At 48.4% G+C, this 21,944-nt stretch carries 20 protein-coding genes, 1 pseudogene and 1 other annotated feature; of the genes and pseudogenes, 20 read left to right on the forward strand and 1 reads right to left on the reverse strand.

The features are described 5' to 3' along the window. Positions 1–154: 154 nt before the first annotated feature. Complete coding sequence (locus PSHG_RS25050; RefSeq protein ID WP_010279506.1) at positions 155–550, reverse strand: hypothetical protein; 396 nt, start codon at positions 548–550, stop codon at positions 155–157. A gap of 193 nt (positions 551–743) precedes the next feature. On the opposite strand from PSHG_RS25050, the gene PSHG_RS25055 reads away from it, so the two are divergent. From PSHG_RS25055 to rpoC, 20 genes and pseudogenes are all read left to right on the forward strand, one after another. After that, positions 744–1,811 carry a PIN/TRAM domain-containing protein gene (locus PSHG_RS25055; protein WP_010279508.1) on the forward strand — a complete coding sequence of 356 codons (1,068 nt, stop codon included), beginning with the start codon at positions 744–746 and terminating at the stop codon, positions 1,809–1,811. A 40-nt stretch (positions 1,812–1,851) separates the two neighbouring features. Continuing rightward, complete coding sequence (ispD, locus tag PSHG_RS25060; RefSeq protein ID WP_026021604.1) at positions 1,852–2,556, forward strand: 2-C-methyl-D-erythritol 4-phosphate cytidylyltransferase; 705 nt, start codon at positions 1,852–1,854, stop codon at positions 2,554–2,556. Continuing rightward, the gene (ispF, locus tag PSHG_RS25065; protein ID WP_010279516.1) at positions 2,553–3,035 is read left to right on the forward strand and encodes a 2-C-methyl-D-erythritol 2,4-cyclodiphosphate synthase; all 483 of its coding nucleotides are present in this window, start codon (positions 2,553–2,555) and stop codon (positions 3,033–3,035) included. Before ispD ends, ispF begins: the two co-directional genes overlap by 4 nt. Before the next feature lie 43 nt (positions 3,036–3,078). Further along, entirely contained in the window at positions 3,079–4,536 is a 1,458-nt protein-coding gene (gene gltX, locus PSHG_RS25070; protein WP_010279521.1) for a glutamate--tRNA ligase, read from the forward strand. 554 nt (positions 4,537–5,090) lie between these two features. Continuing rightward, on the forward strand, positions 5,091–5,732 hold the full coding sequence (gene epsC, locus PSHG_RS25075) for a serine O-acetyltransferase EpsC (protein ID WP_010279525.1): 642 nt from the start codon (positions 5,091–5,093) through the stop codon (positions 5,730–5,732). Positions 5,733–5,736: 4 nt separating this feature from the next. After that, positions 5,737–7,131, forward strand: coding sequence for a cysteine--tRNA ligase (cysS, locus tag PSHG_RS25080; RefSeq protein ID WP_010279527.1), 1,395 nt, complete (start codon positions 5,737–5,739; stop codon positions 7,129–7,131). Between the two features lie 9 nt (positions 7,132–7,140). Continuing rightward, positions 7,141–7,611 carry a Mini-ribonuclease 3 gene (locus PSHG_RS25085; protein ID WP_010279533.1) on the forward strand — a complete coding sequence of 157 codons (471 nt, stop codon included), beginning with the start codon at positions 7,141–7,143 and terminating at the stop codon, positions 7,609–7,611. Between the two features lies 1 nt (position 7,612). After that, positions 7,613–8,371, forward strand: a complete 759-nt coding sequence (gene rlmB / locus PSHG_RS25090; RefSeq protein WP_010279537.1) for a 23S rRNA (guanosine(2251)-2'-O)-methyltransferase RlmB — start codon at positions 7,613–7,615, stop codon at positions 8,369–8,371. Between the two features lie 5 nt (positions 8,372–8,376). Further along, positions 8,377–8,898: an NYN domain-containing protein gene (locus PSHG_RS25095; protein ID WP_010279540.1), complete on the forward strand. Its 522-nt coding sequence runs from the start codon at positions 8,377–8,379 to the stop codon at positions 8,896–8,898. A 142-nt stretch (positions 8,899–9,040) separates the two neighbouring features. Beyond that, the gene (gene sigH, locus PSHG_RS25100) at positions 9,041–9,661 is read left to right on the forward strand and encodes an RNA polymerase sporulation sigma factor SigH (protein ID WP_392392038.1); all 621 of its coding nucleotides are present in this window, start codon (positions 9,041–9,043) and stop codon (positions 9,659–9,661) included. Positions 9,662–9,964: 303 nt separating this feature from the next. Continuing rightward, entirely contained in the window at positions 9,965–10,114 is a 150-nt protein-coding gene (gene rpmG / locus PSHG_RS30200; RefSeq protein ID WP_081505253.1) for a 50S ribosomal protein L33, read from the forward strand. 17 nt (positions 10,115–10,131) lie between these two features. Then, positions 10,132–10,344, forward strand: coding sequence for a preprotein translocase subunit SecE (gene secE / locus PSHG_RS25105; RefSeq protein ID WP_010279547.1), 213 nt, complete (start codon positions 10,132–10,134; stop codon positions 10,342–10,344). Positions 10,345–10,363: 19 nt separating this feature from the next. Continuing rightward, positions 10,364–10,897: a transcription termination/antitermination protein NusG gene (nusG, locus tag PSHG_RS25110; RefSeq protein ID WP_010279549.1), complete on the forward strand. Its 534-nt coding sequence runs from the start codon at positions 10,364–10,366 to the stop codon at positions 10,895–10,897. A gap of 123 nt (positions 10,898–11,020) precedes the next feature. Further along, positions 11,021–11,446: a 50S ribosomal protein L11 gene (gene rplK / locus PSHG_RS25115; protein ID WP_010279552.1), complete on the forward strand. Its 426-nt coding sequence runs from the start codon at positions 11,021–11,023 to the stop codon at positions 11,444–11,446. 113 nt (positions 11,447–11,559) lie between these two features. Further along, positions 11,560–12,252 (forward strand): 50S ribosomal protein L1, encoded by a 693-nt coding sequence (gene rplA, locus PSHG_RS25120; protein ID WP_010279554.1) that lies wholly within the window; start codon positions 11,560–11,562, stop codon positions 12,250–12,252. A gap of 48 nt (positions 12,253–12,300) precedes the next feature. Further along, positions 12,301–12,441, forward strand: a sequence feature (ribosomal protein L10 leader region). Between the two features lie 42 nt (positions 12,442–12,483). Then, entirely contained in the window at positions 12,484–13,005 is a 522-nt protein-coding gene (gene rplJ, locus PSHG_RS25125; protein ID WP_010279558.1) for a 50S ribosomal protein L10, read from the forward strand. 52 nt (positions 13,006–13,057) lie between these two features. Further along, a complete protein-coding gene (gene rplL, locus PSHG_RS25130; RefSeq protein ID WP_010279560.1) occupies positions 13,058–13,426 on the forward strand; it encodes a 50S ribosomal protein L7/L12 in 369 nt (122 codons plus the stop codon). A gap of 141 nt (positions 13,427–13,567) precedes the next feature. Further along, a pseudogene (locus tag PSHG_RS29030) lies at positions 13,568–14,169 on the forward strand (class I SAM-dependent methyltransferase). 498 nt (positions 14,170–14,667) lie between these two features. Beyond that, on the forward strand, positions 14,668–18,204 hold the full coding sequence (gene rpoB, locus PSHG_RS25145) for a DNA-directed RNA polymerase subunit beta (protein ID WP_010279567.1): 3,537 nt from the start codon (positions 14,668–14,670) through the stop codon (positions 18,202–18,204). 70 nt (positions 18,205–18,274) lie between these two features. Continuing rightward, positions 18,275–21,928, forward strand: a complete 3,654-nt coding sequence (rpoC, locus tag PSHG_RS29035; RefSeq protein ID WP_010279571.1) for a DNA-directed RNA polymerase subunit beta' — start codon at positions 18,275–18,277, stop codon at positions 21,926–21,928. Positions 21,929–21,944: the final 16 nt, after the last annotated feature.

The raw sequence follows: 21,944 nt of genomic DNA on the forward strand, positions 1-21,944 counted from the left end.
AAGCATTTATTTTCTGTAGTCTAGAAAATAAATGCTTTTTTTAGTCAGCATCCATCGATCAGCCATATTACCTCATGAAATGGAATCGGATAACTTTACTTTATACTCTAATATGTATCTTCAGTTTTGATATACCTTCGCGAACGTCGCCGGGTTAGGACATATTAAAGTAACCAAGGGTGGAGCACTTCCGTGATTCGTCAATGACAATTTGCTGTAAATCCATATCCAAAAGATTGCAGAGAGACGCCAGATAAAATAAATTTTTCCCGAGCTCGGCGCCAACCGCTTCCACACAATTCTCGCACAATTGACCGTCCATATGGGAAGCCAGCGTTTGCTTGGCGTCTTCGATGGTCATGTCGGCCGAATAGGGCTGCTTCGCGGCATGGACTTCCACACAACCACACTCTGTAATGGATTTAACGACGGAGCGATGAACAGCAGCGTTGGCTTGTTGACATTTGGATAACACATCAAGCAGACTCCGGTGACGAAGCAGCAGTTCAGCCACCTGGTCTTGGAACTGCCTCAGATCAAGCGTGTTCATACATCCACCTCATGTTTCGTAAATTTGTGTTTAATTATAGCGGAAAGAGAATGCGTTTTCAATTTCCTGGATTTCGGAGACAAAAACAATAATTGGGTTTCTTTTCCGTAGACGGGGTTTAGGTTGGAATGATTTGGAGCATAATTATACCAAACCCAATCCCTTTTTTTAACAATACGGAGGTGAACCAGTTATGAAGAAATGGATGCAGTTATTGTTTGTCCTAGTCGGTGCAGGAATGGGTTTACAATGGAGCTCCGCTTGGGGAGACAATACTGTATGGTCGTCTATGCGTCAATCAGACATGGATTATTGGTTAATAGCTATTGGAGCGGTTGCTGGCTATATCGTTGGGAGTGTGCTGTATGCTTCTTTTAAACGACTAATGAATAAAAATGGGGACGCCCAGCTGCCTTTATCCGATCTACTATCCGGAATGTTCGGCTTAATTACAGGATTGTTAATTGCGGTGTTGTTGTTTCCTTCCTTGGCCAAAATCGATTTTGGCGGAGGATGGCTGCCGATGCTTGTTACCTTTATGCTTGGTATCGGCGGATTCCGCTATGGCTATTCCATGAAAACCGAATGGCTGCTTCTTTTGGCCAAGCTTCGCGGAGGAAGAGATGATGCCGAGAACGATCATCCGCTATTTGAAGAGCACAAAATACTGGATACAAGCGTAATTATTGATGGCCGCATTGCCGATATATGCAAAACCGGATTTATCGAAGGGACTCTAGTCATCCCGGAGTTTGTGTTGGAAGAGCTGCAGCATATCGCCGATTCATCCGACTTGCTGAAAAGGAACCGCGGCCGCAGAGGACTGGATATTCTAAATAAAATACAAAAAGAGCTGGAAGTAAAGGTGCTGATCTATGAAGGCGATTTTGAAGACATCTCCGAAGTGGACAGCAAGCTGGTAAAGCTGGCGAAGCTGCTTAGAGGCAAGGTAATCACCAACGATTTCAATTTAAACAAAGTATGTGAGCTGCAAGGAGTTTCCGTGCTGAACATTAACGACTTGGCTAACGCCGTGAAACCTGTCGTCCTGCCGGGTGAAGAAATCGTTATCCAGATCATTAAAGACGGTAAGGAATACGGTCAGGGAGTAGCCTATTTGGATGATGGAACGATGATTGTCGTCGAAGGAGGCAGGGAATACATTGGCATGACGATGGAGGTCATGGTCACCAGTGTTCTGCAAACTTCAGCTGGCCGCATGATCTTTGCTAAACCGAAATTGTTGGAAAAAGCTCAATAAAACGATTATGATAGTAGAAAACGGGTTGTGATGGAACATCATGGGCAAGATTGGAGCAGTCATCGTAGCGGGGGGGACCGGCACCCGTATGGGGGGAACTACCAGCAAGCAGTATTTGGAGCTTGGGGGAAAGCCGGTGCTCGTTCATACATTGGAGCTTTTTCAATCCATACAAGAAGTAGAGACGATAGTCCTGACGGTTAAGCCAGGAGATGAGGAACGATGCGCGCATTTATTGCAGCAGTACAATATAACCAATGTTCATGCTATTGTTCCCGGGGGAAAGGAAAGGCAGCATTCGGTATTTGCCGGCTTGCAAGCCTTGCCGGATACGATGGAATGGGTCATGGTTCATGACGCGGTGCGCCCATTTGTTGCTGTGAAGCACATCCGGGCATGTATGGACAAGGCTCAGGAAACCGGTGCAGCAGTATTGGCCGTTCGTGTCAAAGATACGATCAAGGTGGTTGACGAAACGGGCCGGATTGAGGCAACTCCGGAACGCCAAAGCTTGTGGGCTATCCAGACCCCACAAGCTTTTCGTCTGTCTTCCTTAATGGCTGCCCACCGGCAGGCCGAACTATCCGGCTTTACAGGTACGGATGATGCCATGCTCATGGAACGGGCAGGTCATACCGTACATGTAGTGGAAGGCAGCTATAATAATATTAAATTGACAACCCCTGATGATTTGTTATGGGCAGGATGGTTTTTAGATCAGGCTAAGAAAGAGGGAGAGCAATGATTAGAGTAGGGCAGGGATTTGATGTTCACCAGTTGGCAGAAGGGCGCAAATGCGTGATTGGCGGTGTCGAGATTCCTTATGAAAAGGGGCTGCTGGGCCATTCCGATGCGGATGTTTTGCTTCACGCCATCAGCGATGCGATTCTAGGTGCGCTTGCGCTGGGAGATATCGGTAAGCATTTTCCGGACACAGATCCTAAATACAAGGACGCCGACAGCTTGCAGCTGCTCAAGGAGGTATGGGCTATGGTTCGCGACCGCGGATATCAGCTAGGCAATCTGGATGCGACGATTATCGCCCAAAAGCCTAAAATGGCTCCGCATATTCCAAGAATGGTTGCCATTCTGGCGTCCGCCCTGGAAGCAGACCCTGGTCGAATTAATGTTAAAGCTACAACGACGGAGCAATTAGGCTTCACCGGACGCGGGGAAGGAATCGCCGCCCAGTCTGTTGTTTGCCTGATAAAAGATATGCTATGATAGCTGATAGCTATGTTGTCAATGAATGAGAGGAGTACTTGCCATGTCTGCTAAAGTTCGCGTACGTTATGCTCCCAGTCCGACAGGGCACCTGCATATCGGTGGTGCCCGCACGGCCTGGTTTAATTATTTGCTGGCTCGCGGGAATGACGGTAAATTCATCGTCAGATTCGAGGATACGGACCAAACCCGGCATATCGAGTCCGGCATCGGTAATCAATTGGACGGTCTAAAGTGGCTGGGCATCGACTGGGATGAAAGTGTTGATGTCGGCGGTGACTACGGCCCTTACCGCCAAATGGAAAGAATCCCGCTTTATAAGCCTTACATAGAGCAGTTAAAGCAGAAGGGCGTTCTTTATTCCTGCTACTGTTCGGAGAAGGAGCTGGAGGAGGAGCGTGCCGCCCAGGAAGCGCGCGGGGAGATGCCCCGGTATTCAGGGAAATGCCGCAACCTCACAGCGGAGCAGGAAGAAGCTTTGCGAGCGGAAGGACGCGAGCCGGTGCTGCGGTTCAGAGTGCCGGAAAATGAGGTTATCCGCTTTACCGACCAGGTTCGCGGAGACATGGAATTTGACACGAACGGAATCGGCGATTTTATCGTGGTTCGTCCGGACGGGATACCGATGTATAATTTTGCGGTAACTCTGGATGACCATTTGATGGAAATCTCGCACGTCATTCGCGGGGAAGAGCATTTGTCCAACACGCCCCGCCAGATCATGATTTACAATGCATTAGGCTGGGAAGCCCCGAAGTTTGCTCATCTGTCTTTAATTCTCAATACTGACCGCAAAAAAATGAGCAAGCGGGATGAATCGATTGTGCAGTTTATCGAACAGTATCGCGACCTTGGTTACTTGCCGGAAGCCGTGACGAATTTCATTACGCTGCTGGGCTGGTCTCCTGGAGGCGAAGAAGAGATCTTCTCCAAGCAGGAACTGATTGAGCAGTTCAGCCTTGACCGGGTAGCGAAAAGTCCCGCTGTTTTTGACATGGACAAGCTGAATTGGATGAACAACCATTACTTCAAAAAAGCGGAGCTGGAGGACATTGTTAACCTAGCGCTGCCGCATCTCCAGCGGGCGGGCAAGCTTCCCGAGGAACTGGATGAGGAGACAAGAAAATGGGCAGTTATGCTAATTGGCTTGTACCAAGAGCAAATGAGATACGCTGCAGAGATTGTCGAATTGGCTGATTTATTCTTCAAGGACGAATTAGAGTTCGCCGGGGAAGCTAAAGCTATCATTGAAGAGGAGCATGTGCCGGTTGTTCTGCAAAGCTTTTTACAGCATATTGAGAATAACGAAGAATTTACAGCGGACGGCATTAAAGGCTTCCTCAAACAGGTCCAGAAGGATACGGGACACAAGGGCAAAGCGTTGTTTATGCCTATCCGGGTCGCCTTGACAGGACAAACGCATGGCCCTGACCTGAATGTAACTGCTTATTTGCTCGGTAAAGAGAAGGTCGTGCAGCGGATTAAGAAAGTGTTGTCGTAAAGCATGCCGGTTTGCTATACTTTGGGTTAATATAAAACGACTTCAAAAAGCACATGCGAGGATCAGGAAAGTACGAGCAAGGTTGGGTTTTCAGAGAGGGCGTTATCTGTGAGAGAGGTTTGGCTTTATGGAGCCGGCCTCTATCCGATTGCTGTGAAACGCCTATTCCCATTTGCAAGGAAATGCACCTGTGAGCAGCGGGGCTGAGCGTCCTTCTAACGAGGACAGGTAGGTTCAAGCCGGGTAGTGCCCGTTATCCAACTAGCAAGTGGAAGCAGGGGAGTCTTGCCCCTTGTTTCAAGCAGAGTGGGACCGCGTGAATGCGCCTCTGCAGCCCTGGGCTGCGGGGGCTTTTTATATGGGCTGACTTTCCGGTAACAGACATGGACAGGCGTATTTCACTGCTTGGGGAGCAGGGACGGGCAAACGATGGATCTAAAATCAGTAGACATTCGGGCTGCGGAGAATAAACTATGGATGGCGGTTGCGGCTGTTCGTATTGACCGGATCCATCGATGCGGCGAAGAACTATGGGGAAATAGAAGGTGGGTTCTATGTTTGAAACGGTAAAATCAGACATTCAAGCAGTATTTGATAATGATCCTGCAGCACGCAGCCGATTCGAAGTGATTTTGACTTATTCCGGCCTGCACGCAGTTTGGGCACACCGCATTGCCCACTGGTTTTTTAAACGAGGCTGGCTGACTACGGCAAGAATTCTTTCGCAAATCTCCCGCTTTTTTACCGGTATCGAGATTCACCCTGGAGCCAAGATTGGAAGGCGGCTTTTTATTGACCACGGCATGGGGGTTGTTATTGGGGAGACCTGTGAAATAGGCGATGATGTAGTTCTTTACCAGGGGGTCACTCTTGGGGGGACCGGAAAAGAAAAAGGGAAGCGTCATCCGACGATTGGCAATCATGTAGTAGTGTCCTCTGGCGCCAAGGTGTTGGGGTCGTTCACGGTAGGCGATCATTCGATAATTGGTGCTAATTCCGTAGTATTGCAAGAGGTGCCGCCGAATTGTACGGTAGTCGGCATTCCAGGTAAAGTGGTGAAGCGCGATGGAGTCCGGGTTAATCGTCTCGATCATGCCAATTTGCCTGATCCGGTTATTGAGCTTTGCCGCAACCTGCAGCTGCAAATTGATGAATTAAAAGAACAGCTAAAGGTAAAACATTCAATGGAGGAATGAATTTATGGCGTTGAAAGTGTACAACACTTTGACGAGAACAAAAGAAGCGTTTGTCCCGCTCGAACCAGGCAAGGTGAAAATGTATGTTTGCGGGCCAACGGTTTACGATTACATTCATATTGGCAATGCCAGGCCGATGATAGTGTTTGATGTGGTGCGGAAGTACTTGCAGGCATCCGGTTATGATGTGGCCTATGTGGTGAACTTCACTGATGTAGATGACAAAATGATCCGTAGAGCAGCTGAGTCCGGGGTTTCGGTGGCGGAGCTTGCAGAGACCTACATTCAGGCCTTTTACGATGATGCCAAAGCGCTTGGAGTCAGTGAAGCCAAACATCCCCGGGTAACCGAAAATTTGCCGGAAATTGTCGAATTTATTGAAGGGCTGGTCGACAAAGGCTACGCCTATGAGAGTGGTGGCGATGTCTATTTCCGGACAACCGAATTCAAGGAGTATGGCAAAATTTCGCATCAAAATATTGAGCAGCTTCAGTTCGGGATACGTATAGAAGTTGATGAGCGCAAGGAGAACGCAAGGGATTTTGTGCTGTGGAAGCAGGCGAAGCCCGGTGAGATTTCCTGGCCGAGTCCTTGGGGAGAAGGCAGGCCGGGATGGCATATCGAATGCTCGGCGATGGCCAAAAAGTATTTGGGAGAAACGATTGATATTCATGGCGGAGGCCAGGATTTGCAGTTTCCCCATCATGAATGCGAAGTGGCGCAGTCAGAAGCGCTGCATGGACAGCCGTTGGCCAACTATTGGATGCATAACGGGTATTTGAATATAGATAATGAAAAAATGTCCAAATCGCTTGGTAACGGCTTGAACGTCAGGGAGATTTTGAAGAATGTGCGGCCAGGTGTGCTCCGCTTTCTTATGCTCTCGACCCATTACCGGAACCCGCTGAACTACAGCCAAGCAGCGATAACCCAAGCGGCCAATGGCGTAGAGAGAATTGAAAACTGTCTGGCCAACCTGAACCACCGGCTTGCCGGTGCTGAGGAGGGTGAGGCGGAGCAGCAGCTTATTCGGCAGGGTGAGCGGATTTATGCGGATTTCGTCGAGAAGATGGATGACGACTTCAATACGGCGGATGCTATCTCTGTCCTGTTTGAATGGGTATCGGAGGCCAACCGCTATTTACAGCAGGAGCGGGTGACGAGCGGTTCTTTGAACCGTTTGCTTGCTGATTTCGAACGAATGAATCAAGTGTTGGGAGTCGTTCTGGAGTCTAGTGAGGAGCTGCTGGATGAAGAGATTGAGAAGCTGATAGCGGAAAGAACAGAAGCGCGGAAAAATAAAAATTGGGCGCGGGCAGATGAAATTCGCGATTTGCTTACGGATCAGGGCATTGTGCTGGAAGACACCCCTCAAGGCATCCGTTGGCGCAGAAGGTGAGTTTGGTGAATGAAACATAGTTTATTTGAATTTCCGGAACAGGCCAAAATCCCCCCCGGACAGATGAGTCCGCTTGTGCTTGCCTATATTGGGGATGGCGTATATGAGCTGCTGATCCGTCAGCATCTGGCTGCGCTGGCGAACCATCGTCCGAACCAGATCCACAGGCTGGCAACCCAGTATGTATCGGCAAAAGCGCAGTCTGCGATATTAGAGCGCTGGCTGCCTTTGCTCTCGGAGGAGGAGCTGAATATGGTGCGCAGAGGGAGAAATGCTAAATCCGGCAGCACTCCGAAGAATACCGATGTTCTCGTTTATCGGCACAGCACCGCGTTGGAATGCCTGGTAGGCTATTTGTATTGTATGGGCCGACAAAACAGAATCGGCGAGCTTATGGAGTATGTCCTGGACCCGACCAAAGCTCCGGGCAGCACCCCAGCGGAACCGCTAGGGGCTGAGGCAGAAAGAGGAGGCGTTTAGAATGCAGGAAGAATACATTGCCGGCAAGCATTCCGTCCTTGAAGCTATTAAGGCAGGGAGAGCGATTCATAAAATTTGGGTGGCGGACAATGCCCAGAAGCATTTTATCCAGCCGGTTCTGAATGAAGCGAAGGCTAGCGGTATTGTCGTCCAGGCCGCGAACCGCCGCAAGCTCGACCAGCTGGTTTCCGGCGTGCAGAATCAAGGCGTGGTTGCGCAAATCGCCGCTTATGATTATGCGACTCCGGAGGACGTGCTCGATCATGCGAGAAGAAAAGAACAGGCGCCCCTTATTCTGATCTTAGATGAAATCGAGGATCCTCACAATCTCGGCGCTATTCTTCGAACAGCTGATTGTACAGGGGTGCACGGAGTCATTATTCCGAAGCGCCGATCTGCCGGCCTTACCGCGACCGTTTCCAAAATTTCCGCCGGCGCAGTGGAATATGTGCCCGTAGCTAAAGTGACGAATTTGGTGCAAACGATCGATTGGCTGAAAGAACAAGGAGTATGGATTGCGGGAGCCGATGGCAGTGCACAGCAAACCGTGTTTGAGGCGGACTTGACGATGCCCTTGGCGATTGTGATTGGTAATGAAGGCAAGGGGATTGGCCGGCTCGTCAAAGAGCATTGTGATTTTCTTGTGAAGCTTCCGATGATGGGAAGCATTCAATCGCTTAATGCGTCAGTGGCCGCTTCGGTGCTGGCTTATGAAGCCCTCCGTCAGCGGATGAATTTGCCATCGCAGCCACACCGGTAAACGCAATGAAAGAATACTTGATTGTGGATGGCTACAACATCATTGGAGCTTGGCCGGAACTGCAGCGGCTTAAGGAAATTGAGCTCGTCGAGGCTCGTGACCGGCTGATCGAGATTCTGGCGGAGTATCAGGCTTATTCCGGGATCCGGGTGCTTCTCGTATTTGATGCCTACCGGGTTCCTGGCCTTGCGGTCAAGCTGGAGCAGAACCGGCTGGCGATTTATTACACCAAAGAAAAAGAGACGGCAGATGAGCGGATTGAGCGTCTTGTGAATGAGCTGTCCGGCCGATTTACCCGCATATATGTGGCGACATCGGATATGGTTGAGCAAAATGTGATTTTTGGAAAAGGGGCTTTAAGGATTTCAGCTGCGGAACTGCTGGTCAAAGTGAGACTGAGCAGGAAGGAGATAGGTAAGGAGCTGGAGAAGAGGACGGTCAGCAAGCGCAATTCTTTCGATGCAGCGCTATCTCCGGAAATTAAGCAGCTTTTTGAGAAATGGCGCAGGGGTGATCATGAGTCCTGACCCCAAAATCAACCAAATCTGCTTTCTTTCGGTTGACGGTCAAATAGGGCTCATGTATACTTTAAATTGTCTCTGTTCAAGAGGGGCCTACATGGCCAGGCCGGAGGGATAATTCGTGAGTGTTGACCTCAATGATTTGAGAATGGAAGTCTATGAACTCAAGACCGACGAGGACAACGTCGAATCGGTACGCAGCGGCAACAGCGGCGCTTTGGAGTACTTGATTAACAAGTACAAGAATTTTGTGAGAGCCAAGGCCCGGTCTTATTTTTTAATAGGCGCTGACCGTGAAGATATTGTTCAAGAGGGAATGATCGGTTTATACAAGGCTATACGTGATTTTCGGGGGGACAAGCTGGCTTCTTTTAAAGCGTTTGCGGAGCTGTGCATTACCCGGCAAATCATCACGGCCATTAAGACGGCAACCAGACAGAAGCATATTCCTCTCAATTCCTATGTCTCCCTGGACAAGCCTATTTACGATGAGGACTCCGACAGGACCCTGCTCGACGTCATTTGCGGCTCAAGAGTCACCGATCCTGAAGAGCTGATCATCAATCAGGAAGAGTTTTTTGGCTTGGAAGATAAGATGGGCGAAATTCTCAGCGAATTGGAACGGCGGGTATTGATGCTTTATTTGGACGGGCGTTCCTATCAGGAGATAGCAGTGGATCTCGACCGTCATGTCAAATCCATTGACAATGCTCTGCAAAGGGTTAAGCGGAAGCTGGAGAAATACCTAGAAGTTAGAGATAGCATGTAGCTTTCTTTTCCAACCGGGGAGGAGGCTATTTTCATTTTTGTGCTGGACCTGCTCTTCATGTAGAGGCAAGCTATGGTCTGAAACCGCTTAATTTCGGCGGGTTACTCAAGGAATTGATATAATAGGTTTATAGGAATGGTTTCCGGACTATAATAAAAGCAGAGAATAATAACCAGTACCGTTCCCTTTCTTGACATGAAATACCGGTTATGATAAATTAGTTCAGTGACCCTAAATTGTCTGGTTCTCCTAAGACAATCGGGGGTTCTTTATTAAGGACGGTTGTCTATAGGAGGTGTGATCATGCGGGTTATTATTACGTTAGCGTGTACAAGTTGCAAACAGCGTAACTATACTTCAAATAAGAATAAACGGAATCATCCGGACCGCATGGAGATGAAGAAATATTGCAAGTTTTGCAATGAACACGTGCTTCATCGCGAAACAAGGTAAGCAGTGGGGGTGCAGCAGTGGCATTTCTAGGTAAAATCAAACAGAGTTTCGGCTCAACGTTCTCTTTTTTCTCCGATAGCGTCGCTGAACTGAAGAAAGTCAGATGGCCTAGTCGTAAAGAGATGGTAAGCTATACTCTAGTTGTTTTAGTAACCGTTACTATCGTTACGATTTACTTTGCCGTACTCGACCTTGGGATTTCCAATTTAGTCCGTGTGATTACGGAATAGGAACTAGGGTGAACCTTTTATGGAAAAAAGATGGTACGTCGTTCATACCTATTCTGGGTATGAGAACAAAGTGAAAGCCAACCTTGAAAAGCGGGTCGAATCCATGAACATGCAGGATAAAATTTTCCGTGTGCTTGTTCCTATGGAAGAAGAGGTCGTGAACAAGGATGGCAAGAAGAAAACCGTTATGCGTAAAGTCTATCCTGGCTACGTCTTGGTAGAGATGATTCAGACTGACGACTCTTGGTATGTGGTTCGCAATACACCGGGAGTAACAGGCTTTGTTGGATCTACCGGTTCGGGCTCGAAGCCGGTCCCTCTGTTGCCGGAGGAAGTGGATGCCATTCTGAAGCATATGGGAATGGAAGAGCCTAAGCCGAAGATTGACTTTGACCTGAAGGAAACGGTTCGCGTGAAGGTAGGCCCGTTTGCAGATTTTGTCGGATCAGTTGAGGAAATTTTGGTCGATAAAAGCAAACTGAAAGTTCATGTGAATATGTTTGGTAGAGAAACCCCTCTGGAGCTTGACTTTCACCAAGTCGAAAAATTATAAGGAGCGAGCTAACGCTTCTTCCCTAATGATCCATAAGGTTTCGCTCAGGTCTATTCTAACGGGATAGGCCTTCCATAATGCATAAAAACATTTAACCACACTACGTGCAAGGGGGTGTCTCAAATGGCAAAGAAGGTTATTAAAGTCGTTAAATTGCAAATTCCGGCTGGTAAGGCTAACCCGGCTCCGCCCGTTGGTCCGGCTCTCGGTCAAGCAGGTGTCAACATTATGGCATTCTGTAAGGAATTCAATGCTAAAACGGCTGACCAAACAGGCATGATTATTCCGGTTGAGCTGACGGTTTTTGAGGATCGCTCTTTTACTTTCGTTACGAAAACTCCTCCGGCTGCTGTATTGCTTCGCATCGCTGCTGGAGTTGAAAAAGGTTCCGGCGAGCCGAACAAGAAGAAAGTAGCTACCGTTAAGCGCGCCAAAATTAAAGAAATCGCGGAAACTAAAATGCCTGACCTGAACGCTGCATCGGTGGAAGCCGCTATGCGTATGGTTGAAGGTACTGCCCGCAGCATGGGTATTACTATCGAAGACTAATCGTCTCATCACCTTTTACCGCAGCTTTCAAGAGGTAAAAGGCGGGCACAGCATCAGGCTGTGTTAATCAAGTGGGAGGACTATCCGTTATCACCACTAAGGAGGAAGAATGAATGGCTAAACATGGCAAGAAATACTCGGAAGCTGCTAAGCTCGTTGATGCCGAAACGCTGTACGAACCGGCAGAAGCCGTAGCGCTGGTTAAAAAGGCAGCTCCAGCAAAGTTTGACGAAACCGTAGAAATTGCAGTTCGCTTGGGAGTTGACCCCAAGAAGCAAGACCAGGCAGTTCGCAGCGTTGTCGTCCTGCCGCACGGTACGGGCAAAACCCAAACCGTATTGGTATTCGCGAAAGGCGAGAAAGCCAAGGAAGCTGAAAGTGCCGGTGCCGATTTCGTAGGGGATACCGACATGATTAACAAAATCCAGCAAGGCTGGTTTGGATTTGATGTCTGCGTCGCTACACCGGATATGATGGGTGAAGTAGGTAAGCTGGGACGTCTGCTCGGGGGTAAAGGATTGATGCCTAACCCGAAAGCAGGAACAGTTACCTTTGATGTAGCTAAGGCCGTTCAAGAAATTAAGGCCGGTAAAATCGAGTACCGTCTGGACAGAGCAGGACAAATTCATGCCCCTATTGGCAAGGCTTCATTCAGTGAAGAGCAGCTTGCAGAAAATCTGCGTGCGCTGATCGATTCGCTGATTAGAAATAAGCCTGCTTCCGCTAAAGGGCTTTATCTGAAAAGTGCTGCGATTTCATCCACGATGGGACCGAGCGTTAGACTTAGCCTTCAATCGTTCAGATAAGCAGAGGTTGACTTTAAACAGACAACCATGCTAACCTAGATAAGGTTAATCAAATTGAATATGCTACCGTAGACAGTAGGTGCTTTAATTAGCTTAATTTCCTACCGAGGTTTTTGATATAGTGATATCCGTATGGATTTCGATACATCATGCCTTCGTGTTGTCTGCGAAGGCTTTTCTATTTGTTGGACGCTTATCCCTTCAGCAAATTGTTTCAGGAGGTGTAATCAGATGGGAAATGCACAAATTCGTGAAGAGAAGCAGCAGCTGGTCTCTGAAATTTCAGCTAAGTTAAGCGAGAGCTCTTGTACGGTTGTAGCCGATTACCGTGGTCTCAATGTGGCTCAAGTAACCGAGCTGCGCAAACAGCTTCGTGAAGCTGGAATAGATTTTCAAGTAATTAAGAACACTTTGGCTAGACGTGCTACCGCAGAAGCTAACTTGACTGAGCTGGATTCTGCGCTGACAGGACCGACGGCTGTTGCGTTCAGTAAAGAGGATGCCGTAGCCCCCGCAAAAATCTTGGTTGATTTCGCCAAGAAGAACGACAAGCTGAGCTTGAAAGGCGGCGTGGTAGAAGGTCAAGTTGTTGGTGTTGAACAGCTTAAAGCATTGGCGGATCTTCCTTCCAGAGAAGGCTTGCTGTCTATGTTGCTTAGTGTGCTTCAAGCACCTGTCCGGAATTTTGCTTTGGCTGTTAAAGCTGTTGCCGAAAAATCCGAGGGCGGATCTGAAGCCGGGGCCGAAGCTTAAAATTATTTATTAGTTCAAAAGAATACTATTTTCACCTAATGGAGGTTGAATCATGAGTAAAGAGCAAATTTTAGAAGCCATCAAAGGCATGACCGTATTGGAACTGAACGACCTGGTTAAAGCAATCGAAGAGGAATTCGGCGTTACGGCTGCAGCTCCTGTAGCAGTAGTTGGCGGTGGCGGCGGCGGAGCTGCTGAAGCTGCTGAGCAAAGCGAATTCGATGTCATTTTGGCTAGTCCTGGCGGATCCAAAATTAACGTTATCAAGGCTGTTCGTGAAATCACAGGCCTTGGTCTTAAAGAAGCAAAAGAATTGGTTGACGGAGCTCCTAAACCAATTAAAGAGAAAGTTTCCAAAGAAGATGCAGAAAGCTTCAAAGCTAAATTGGAAGAAGCCGGAGCGACTGTTGAACTTAAGTAATATGGCTTGAATGAAGAACAAACCCCTTGGATAATTCAAGGGGTTTTTCCAACCATCCATGCATGATGCAGGCGCCGGGCTTCACTATCAGGTTATGGTTGCTATTGCTATGAAGGATCATTGTACCAAGGGGGCGCTGTTATGTCCGATCATTACTATTCATCCAAACCATCCTCAGCTCATCAATTGCAGACTTTCACAACGACATTAAAAGGAAGGAGCTACACCTTCGTAAGTGATGCTGGGGTGTTCTCCAAGAAAGGCGTTGATTTCGGCAGCAGGCTGCTTGTCGAAACGATGGAAATTGCAAAGCAAGCCCATGTATTGGATGTCGGCTGTGGGTACGGGGTGATTGGCATAGCTGCAGCAGGTGAGGCGGTACAAGGAATGGCAACTCTCCTCGATATTAATGAACGCGCAGTTGAGTTGGCTCGTGAGAATGCAAAACGCAATCAAGTGAGAAATGTCGAAGTGATCCACAGCGATTTACTGGAAGGTGTCCAAGGACGCAATTTTGATTGCATTTTGACGAATCCGCCCATCCGTGCGGGTAAAGAGACGGTGCATCGTATTTTTGAGCAAGCACACGCGGCTCTGCGGAGTGAAGGAAGCTTATGGGTCGTTATTCAAAAAAACAAGGGGCCCCTTCGGCTTGGTCGAAGCTCGAAAGCTTGTTTGATCAGGTGGAGCTGGCAGCGAAGGATAAAGGGTATTGGATTATCAGATGCAGTAAAGCAGTCTAATGCCGCCGTCATGCAGCGAAATACCCCGGGAGGCTTGGCGTCGTTTCTTGACTAAAGGAGACAATTTACAATTTCTAAGCAATCTTTCGTTGACTCTGCATAAGCGTTATGGTATTATTATAAAATGTCAGCATAAAATAGGCTTTATGTCTTTATCACACTAAAATGTCAAGCCCTTTTCTTGTGATAACGAATAATCTTTGCTGGAGAGCCGTTTTGTTCACGGATTTTTGAACAAATCTACTGTCTTGAAGATTATGGGAGTTTTTAGAAGGGCATAATGAATACAGAAAGACACACGTCGTTGGGCTTTTTTGCAAAAGTTCAAAAGGGAAGGCTTCTCACGAAGCTTTTTCTAGTTTATACAGTAGGAGAGATCATGCTTGCATGTCCTCTTACAATCTCGGGCGGGGCGTTTGCTTAAACGGCTTTTTGCTGTGGGCTGCGGCTATCAGTTCGGGGATTGATATTTTGAGTAGTCACAAGGGGTGAAGAATGTTGGCGGGTCAACTTGTTCGATATGGTCGACGCGAGCGCAGGTCGTATGCACGTATTAATGAAGTGCTGGAGATTCCTAACCTGATCGAAATTCAACAAAAATCATATGAATGGTTTTTGGATGAAGGACTTCGGGAGATGTTCCAGGATATCTCACCCATTCAGGATTTTACGGGTAACCTCGTTCTGGAATTTATTGATTACAGCTTGGGTGAACCCAAGTATACAGTCGATGATTCCAAGGAGCGTGACGTTACGTATGCTGCCCCTCTGCGGGTCAAGGTTCGTCTGATCAACAAAGAAACGGGTGAAGTAAAGGAACAGGAAGTATTCATGGGAGATTTTCCTCTCATGACTGAGACCGGTACTTTTATTATTAACGGAGCGGAACGGGTTATTGTCAGTCAGCTGGTTCGTTCCCCCAGTGTCTATTTTAGCACAAAAATCGACAAGAATGGCAAGAGGAACTACACAGCGACCGTGATTCCTAATCGTGGAGCATGGCTGGAATTGGAAACCGATGCGAAGGACATTATTTATGTCCGGATTGACCGCACGCGAAAGATTCCGGTTACGGTTCTGTTGAGAGCTCTTGGCTTTGGTACGGATGCCGAGATTCTGAGCCTGTTGGGTGAAGATGAATATATCCGCAACACATTGGACAAGGACAACACCGATTCTACGGAAAAAGCGCTGATCGAAATCTACGAGCGCCTGCGTCCGGGTGAACCCCCTACGCTGGATAACGCAAGAAGCTTGCTTGTGGCCAGATTTTTTGATCCGAAACGCTATGACCTTGCGAATGTAGGCCGCTACAAAATTAATAAAAAGCTGCATATCAAGAACCGCTTATTCAATCAAAGATTGGCGGAAACTTTGGTTGTTCCGGAAACGGGAGAGATCATTGCTGAAGCCGGTCAGGTTCTTGACCGCAGGTTACTTGATCAAATTCTGCCCTATTTAGAGAATGGATTGGGCAATAAAGAATATACCGTTACCAACGGGGTGACCGAAGCGGACACGATTCCGCTGCAGTGCATTGACGTGTTCTCGCCGCTTGAGGACGGCAAAGTCGTGCGTGTGATCGGTAACGGGAACATAGATAAAACCGTTAAAAATATTACCCCTGCAGATATTATTTCCTCGATCAATTATTTTATTGATCTTCTGCATGGCATTGGAAATACCGATGATATTGACCATCTCGGTAACCGGAGATTGCGCTCTGTCGGAGAGCTCTTGCAAAATCAATTCCGTATCGGCTTGTCCAGAATGGAACGAGTGGTGCGGGAGAGAATGTCGATCCAGGATGCGAATGTGATTACCCCGCAAGCCTTGATCAATATTCGCCCGGTTATTGCATCGATTAAGGAGTTTTTCGGAAGCTCGCAGCTCTCCCAGTTTATGGACCAAACCAACCCGCTTGCCGAACTTACGCACAAACGCCGTTTGTCTGCGTTAGGTCCGGGCGGTTTGACTAGGGAGCGGGCAGGCTTTGAGGTGCGGGACGTTCACCATTCCCACTATGGCCGGATGTGTCCGATTGAAACGCCGGAGGGACCGAATATCGGGCTGATCAACTCCTTGTCCACGTTTGCAAGGATTAACGATTACGGATTTATCGAAGCTCCTTATCGTTGGGTTGATCCCAATACAGGAATCGTTACCGAAAAAATCTCGTATCTGACGGCCGATGAAGAAGATAACTATGTCATCGCGCAGGCTAATGCTGAGCTGGCACCAGATGGGACGTTCCTCAACGAAAACGTCGTAGTGCGTTTCAAGGATGATATCTTGACCCTTCCGCGTGAACGGGTTGACTACATGGATGTTTCGCCTAAGCAGCTCGTTTCAGTAGCTACCGCTTTGATTCCGTTCCTCGAGAACGATGACTCGAACCGTGCGCTTATGGGATCGAACATGCAGAGACAAGCGGTTCCGCTGCTTATTCCTAAGTCCCCTCTGGTGGGAACAGGGATGGAGCATAAAGCGGCTAAAGACTCAGGAGTGTGTATCGTAGCCAAGTACGATGGCATTATTGAGAAGGCTTCGGCCAACGAGATTTGGATGAGACGCCAAGAGACGATTGATGGAAAACTCGTCAACGGGGATCTCATTAAATATAAGCTCCACAAATTTATTCGCTCCAACCAAGGGACCTGCATTAACCAGAGACCACTAGTGAAGAAGGGAGAAATCGTCAAGAAAGGTGATATCCTTGCTGACGGGCCTTCTACGGAACAAGGTGAATTGGCACTGGGCCGCAACGTAGTGGTAGCCTTCATGACTTGGGAGGGGTATAACTACGAGGATGCCATTCTGTTAAGTGAAAAGCTGGTCAAAGAGGATGTCTATACTTCGATTCATATCGAGGAGTATGAGTCCGAAGCCCGCGACACGAAGCTGGGTCCAGAGGAAATAACGCGCGATATCCCGAACGTTGGGGAAGAAGCGCTGCGCAATCTGGATGAGCGGGGCATCATCCGGGTAGGAGCAGAAATCGGCGCCGGAGATATTCTGGTTGGTAAAGTCACGCCGAAAGGGGTAACCGAGCTAACTGCCGAAGAGCGCTTGCTGCATGCTATCTTTGGTGAAAAGGCCCGCGAGGTTCGTGATACTTCGCTTCGTGTTCCGCACGGAACGGATGGTATCGTTGTTGATGTTAAAGTATTTACCCGGGAAAATGGCGACGAGCTGCCTCCAGGTGTTAACCAGTTGGTTCGTGTCTATATCGCTCAGAAGAGAAAAATCTCTGAAGGGGATAAAATGGCTGGCCGGCATGGTAACAAAGGGGTTATTGCGAGAATTCTGCCTGAAGAGGATATGCCTTTCCTGCCGGACGGTACACCGGTCGAGGTTGTGCTGAACCCGCTAGGCGTTCCGTCAAGGATGAACATCGGACAGGTTTTGGAGGTTCACCTTGGAATGGCTGCCAAAACCCTCGGTATTCATACGGCAAGCCCTGTCTTCGATGGGGCCACTGAGCATGATGTATTTGATACCATGGAAGAAGCCGGAATGCAGCGCAACGGTAAAACCAAATTGTATGATGGACGGACAGGCGAAGAGTTTGAGCGTGAAGTCACCGTAGGTGTCATGTATATGATCAAGCTGGCACATATGGTTGACGACAAGATTCACGCACGTTCTACTGGACCGTACTCATTGGTTACCCAACAGCCGTTGGGAGGAAAAGCCCAGTTTGGTGGTCAGCGTTTCGGAGAAATGGAGGTTTGGGCGCTTGAGGCATACGGCGCCGCCTACACCCTGCAAGAGATTTTGACCGTTAAATCCGATGATGTGGTGGGACGTGTCAAAACCTACGAATCGATTGTTAAAGGCGAGAATGTTCCTGAGCCTGGTGTGCCAGAGTCGTTTAAGGTATTGATTAAGGAATTGCAAAGCTTGGGCATGGACGTCAAAATCCTCACGGAGAACGAGGAAGAGATCGAAATGAAGGAAATTGACGATGAAGACGATACAAATAACGATAAGCTTAATCTGAATCTGGAAGGCGCTGAAATGGGAGTCGAGTAAGACTCCCGGGCGCTTTTCGCCGTTGCAGCGGTACGTTTTATAACCAGTACATTGTAAGGAGGGTTGCTCCTTGATCGACGTAAACAACTTTGAGTACATGAAAATCGGGCTGGCATCGCCTGAGAAAATTCGTTCTTGGTCGCGTGGAGAAGTGAAAAAACCCGAAACTATTAACTACAGAACCTTGAAGCCGGAAAAAGAAGGCTTGTTCTGTGAGAAAATTTTCGGGCCAACCAAAGATTGGGAGTGTCATTGCGGAAAGTACAAGCGCGTTCGTTATAAAGGCGTAGTTTGTGACCGTTGTGGTGTTGAAGTCACTCGCCAAAAAGTACGTCGTGAGCGTATGGGGCATATTGAGCTGGCTGCGCCAGTATCCCATATTTGGTATTTTAAAGGGATTCCTAGCCGTATGGGGCTTGCATTGGATATGTCGCCCCGTTCATTGGAGGAAGTCATTTACTTTGCTTCTTACGTAGTTACAGATCCGGGAGACACTCCTCTTGAGAAAAAGCAGCTGCTTTCAGAGAAGGAATACCGCAGCTATCGCGAAAAGTACGGCTATGCGTTCCAGGCTGGAATGGGTGCGGAAGCCATTAAAAAACTTCTGCAGGATATCGATGTGGATAAAGAACTGGAGATTCTTAAGGAAGAGCTCAGAACTGCTCAAGGCCAGCGCCGCAACCGGGCGATCAAGCGTCTGGAGGTTGTGGAAGCATTCCGTAACTCGAAGAATCTGCCGGAGTGGATGATTCTTGATGTGCTTCCGGTCATTCCTCCGGAATTGCGGCCAATGGTTCAATTGGACGGTGGACGATTCGCGACTTCAGACTTGAATGATCTTTATCGTCGCGTAATCAACCGGAATAATCGTTTGAAGCGTCTGCTTGACTTGGGTGCTCCAGACATTATCGTGCAGAATGAGAAGCGTATGCTGCAAGAAGCGGTAGACGCCTTGATCGATAACGGCCGTCGCGGCCGTCCGGTTACAGGTCCGGGGAACCGCCCGCTGAAATCCCTCAGTCATATGCTGAAAGGGAAGCAAGGACGCTTCCGTCAAAACTTGCTAGGGAAGCGGGTTGACTACTCCGGCCGTTCGGTTATTGTTGTCGGACCAAGCTTAAAGATGTATCAGTGCGGTCTGCCTAAAGAAATGGCTCTGGAGCTGTTCAAGCCATTCGTAATGAAAGAGCTGGTCAACAAAGGGCTTGCTCACAATATCAAAAGCGCCAAAAGAAAAGTGGAGCGCAGCAGCTCGGAAGTATGGGATGTTCTCGAAGAAGTTATCAAGGAACACCCGGTGCTGTTGAACCGTGCGCCTACCCTTCACCGTCTGGGAATACAGGCGTTTGAGCCTGTTCTGGTAGAAGGTCGTGCAATCAAGCTTCACCCGCTGGTCTGTACCGCATACAACGCCGACTTTGATGGTGACCAAATGGCGGTTCACGTGCCTTTGTCTGCCGAAGCACAGGCGGAAGCCCGCTTGCTGATGCTTGCCGCAGGCAACATTTTGAACCCTAAAGACGGCAAGCCGGTGGTCACGCCTTCCCAGGATATGGTATTGGGAAGTTTCTACTTGACCATGTCGGATAAGACAGCCCATGGTACCGGGATGATTTTGGCATCGGTACAAGAGGCGATCTCCCTGTATCAGAGAGGTCTGGCTTCTCTGCATGCGATGGTTGCTATCCCTGCAAAAGTGCTTAATAAAACTTCCTTCACGGAAAAACAGCAGAATAGCATGCTGATTACAACAATCGGCAAAATCATCTTTAATGAAATTTTCCCGAGCGACTTCCCATATATCAACGAAGCAACTAAAACCAATTTGCTGAATGGTACACCCGATGAATACTTTATTTTCGACAAAGGTACCGATATTAGAGAGCATATTATGAATGCTGCTGAGAAGATAGCAATTGGTAAAGAATATTTGGGCAGCATTATCGCTGAATGTTTCCGCCGTTACCACACAACGGAAACCTCTGTGATTTTGGATAAAATCAAGTCGTTAGGATTTACGTATTCCACCAGAGCGGGAATCACGATTGCCGTGGCTGATGTTACGGTTCCTAAAGAGAAGGATGAAATCATTAAAGAATCGGACGAAAAGGTTCGCGTAGTAACAAACCAGTACCGTAGAGGCTTGATTACGGAAGAGGAGCGCTACGACAAAGTTATCAATATTTGGACGAATGCCAAGGATGAAATCACTACCATCTTGATGAAATCACTGGATAAGTTTAATTCCATCAATATGATGGTTGAATCCAAAGCTCGTGGTAATAAATCGCAGATCACTCAGCTGGGCGGAATGCGGGGACTGATGGCTAACCCATCAGGTCGGATTATCGAATTGCCGATCAAGTCCAACTTCCGTGAAGGTCTGACCGTTCTGGAGTACTTCATTTCTACTCACGGTGCTCGTAAAGGTTTGGCTGATACAGCGCTGCGTACCGCGGACTCCGGCTATTTGACCCGCCGTCTTGTTGACGTGGCTCAGGATGTTATCGTCAGAGAAGATGATTGCGGAACCGATAAAGGCTTCCTGGTGAGCAAAATCCAGGATGGCAAGGAAGTTATTGAGGATCTCTACGACCGTATTGAAGGACGGTACTCCTTCGAAACGGTTAAACACCCGGAAACAGGTGAGGTTATCGTAGGACGCAACGAGATGATTGATGCGGCTACCGCCGATGCTATTATCGACGCCGGGATTGAGAAGCTGCAGATCCGCTCTGTACTAAGCTGCCGTGCCAGACACGGGGTTTGCAAAAAATGCTATGGCCGTAACCTGGCTACCGGACAATTCGTCGAAATCGGTGAAGCTGTCGGGATTATCGCAGCTCAATCGATTGGTGAGCCCGGCACTCAGCTGACGATGCGTACATTCCATACCGGTGGTGTTGCCGGGGATGATATTACGCAGGGTCTGCCGCGTATCCAAGAGCTTTTCGAAGCGCGCAACCCGAAAGGGCAGGCCATCATTACAGAAGTGGACGGAATCGTCAAAGATATCCGTGAAGCCAAAGACCGCCGTGAAATTGAGGTTCAAGGGGAAGCGGAGACGAAAGTATACGCTGTTACCTTTGGTTCCCGTATCCGGGTAACAAAAGGACAGCAGGTTGAGGCTGGAGATGAGTTAACAGACGGTTCCATTGATCCGAAGGATATGCTGCGGATTAAAGGAATTCGCGGTGTTCAGAACTACATCCTGCAGGAAGTCCAGCGTGTTTACCGGAACCAGGGGGTTGAAATCAATGACAAGCATATCGAAGTCATGATTCGACAAATGCTGCGTAAGATCCGCATCGTCGATTCCGGTAATACGACACTGCTGCCAGGCTCGTTCGTTGACATTCATGAATATGAAGCGGCCAACCGTTCGGTGCTTATTAATGGCGAGGAGCCGGCAGTAGCCAAGCCGGTGCTGCTGGGTATTACTAAAGCCTCCCTGGAAACCGACTCTTTCCTGTCGGCGGCCTCTTTCCAAGAAACCACGCGTGTTCTGACCGATGCTGCAATCAAGGGCAAGGTCGACCAATTGCTTGGTTTGAAAGAGAACGTCATTATCGGAAAACTAATTCCGGCAGGAACGGGGATGGCGCGTTATCGCAATGTGCGTGTTCATGATCCGAATGCTCCGGAGAGCACAGGCGAAGATGCAGAAGCAATGGCCACAGAAGAAAACAATATAGATAGCGAGAATGAAATGGTAATAGGCTAAACGAAGCTCGTAGGGT

The sequence above is a fragment of the Paenibacillus senegalensis JC66 genome (genome assembly GCF_000285515.1).
In the GTDB taxonomy this organism is placed as follows: Bacteria; Bacillota; Bacilli; order Paenibacillales; family NBRC-103111; genus Paenibacillus_L; species Paenibacillus_L senegalensis.

Excerpts from the sequence above, each read along its gene's own strand:
- rplJ (WP_010279558.1), top strand. The coding sequence starts at position 12,484 with ATGGGAAATGCACAAATTCGTGAAGAGAAGCAGCAGCTGGTCTCTGAA.
- rplK (WP_010279552.1), top strand. The coding sequence starts at position 11,021 with ATGGCAAAGAAGGTTATTAAAGTCGTTAAATTGCAAATTCCGGCTGGT.
- PSHG_RS25050 (WP_010279506.1), bottom strand. The coding sequence starts at position 550 with ATGAACACGCTTGATCTGAGGCAGTTCCAAGACCAGGTGGCTGAACTG.
- epsC (WP_010279525.1), top strand. The coding sequence starts at position 5,091 with ATGTTTGAAACGGTAAAATCAGACATTCAAGCAGTATTTGATAATGAT.
- gltX (WP_010279521.1), top strand. The coding sequence starts at position 3,079 with ATGTCTGCTAAAGTTCGCGTACGTTATGCTCCCAGTCCGACAGGGCAC.
- rplL (WP_010279560.1), top strand. The coding sequence starts at position 13,058 with ATGAGTAAAGAGCAAATTTTAGAAGCCATCAAAGGCATGACCGTATTG.
- cysS (WP_010279527.1), top strand. The coding sequence starts at position 5,737 with ATGGCGTTGAAAGTGTACAACACTTTGACGAGAACAAAAGAAGCGTTT.
- rplA (WP_010279554.1), top strand. The coding sequence starts at position 11,560 with ATGGCTAAACATGGCAAGAAATACTCGGAAGCTGCTAAGCTCGTTGAT.
- PSHG_RS25095 (WP_010279540.1), top strand. The coding sequence starts at position 8,377 with ATGAAAGAATACTTGATTGTGGATGGCTACAACATCATTGGAGCTTGG.
- nusG (WP_010279549.1), top strand. The coding sequence starts at position 10,364 with ATGGAAAAAAGATGGTACGTCGTTCATACCTATTCTGGGTATGAGAAC.
- PSHG_RS25055 (WP_010279508.1), top strand. The coding sequence starts at position 744 with ATGAAGAAATGGATGCAGTTATTGTTTGTCCTAGTCGGTGCAGGAATG.
- rpmG (WP_081505253.1), top strand. The coding sequence starts at position 9,965 with ATGCGGGTTATTATTACGTTAGCGTGTACAAGTTGCAAACAGCGTAAC.
- ispD (WP_026021604.1), top strand. The coding sequence starts at position 1,852 with ATGGGCAAGATTGGAGCAGTCATCGTAGCGGGGGGGACCGGCACCCGT.
- sigH (WP_392392038.1), top strand. The coding sequence starts at position 9,041 with ATGGAAGTCTATGAACTCAAGACCGACGAGGACAACGTCGAATCGGTA.
- PSHG_RS25085 (WP_010279533.1), top strand. The coding sequence starts at position 7,141 with ATGAAACATAGTTTATTTGAATTTCCGGAACAGGCCAAAATCCCCCCC.
- rlmB (WP_010279537.1), top strand. The coding sequence starts at position 7,613 with ATGCAGGAAGAATACATTGCCGGCAAGCATTCCGTCCTTGAAGCTATT.
- ispF (WP_010279516.1), top strand. The coding sequence starts at position 2,553 with ATGATTAGAGTAGGGCAGGGATTTGATGTTCACCAGTTGGCAGAAGGG.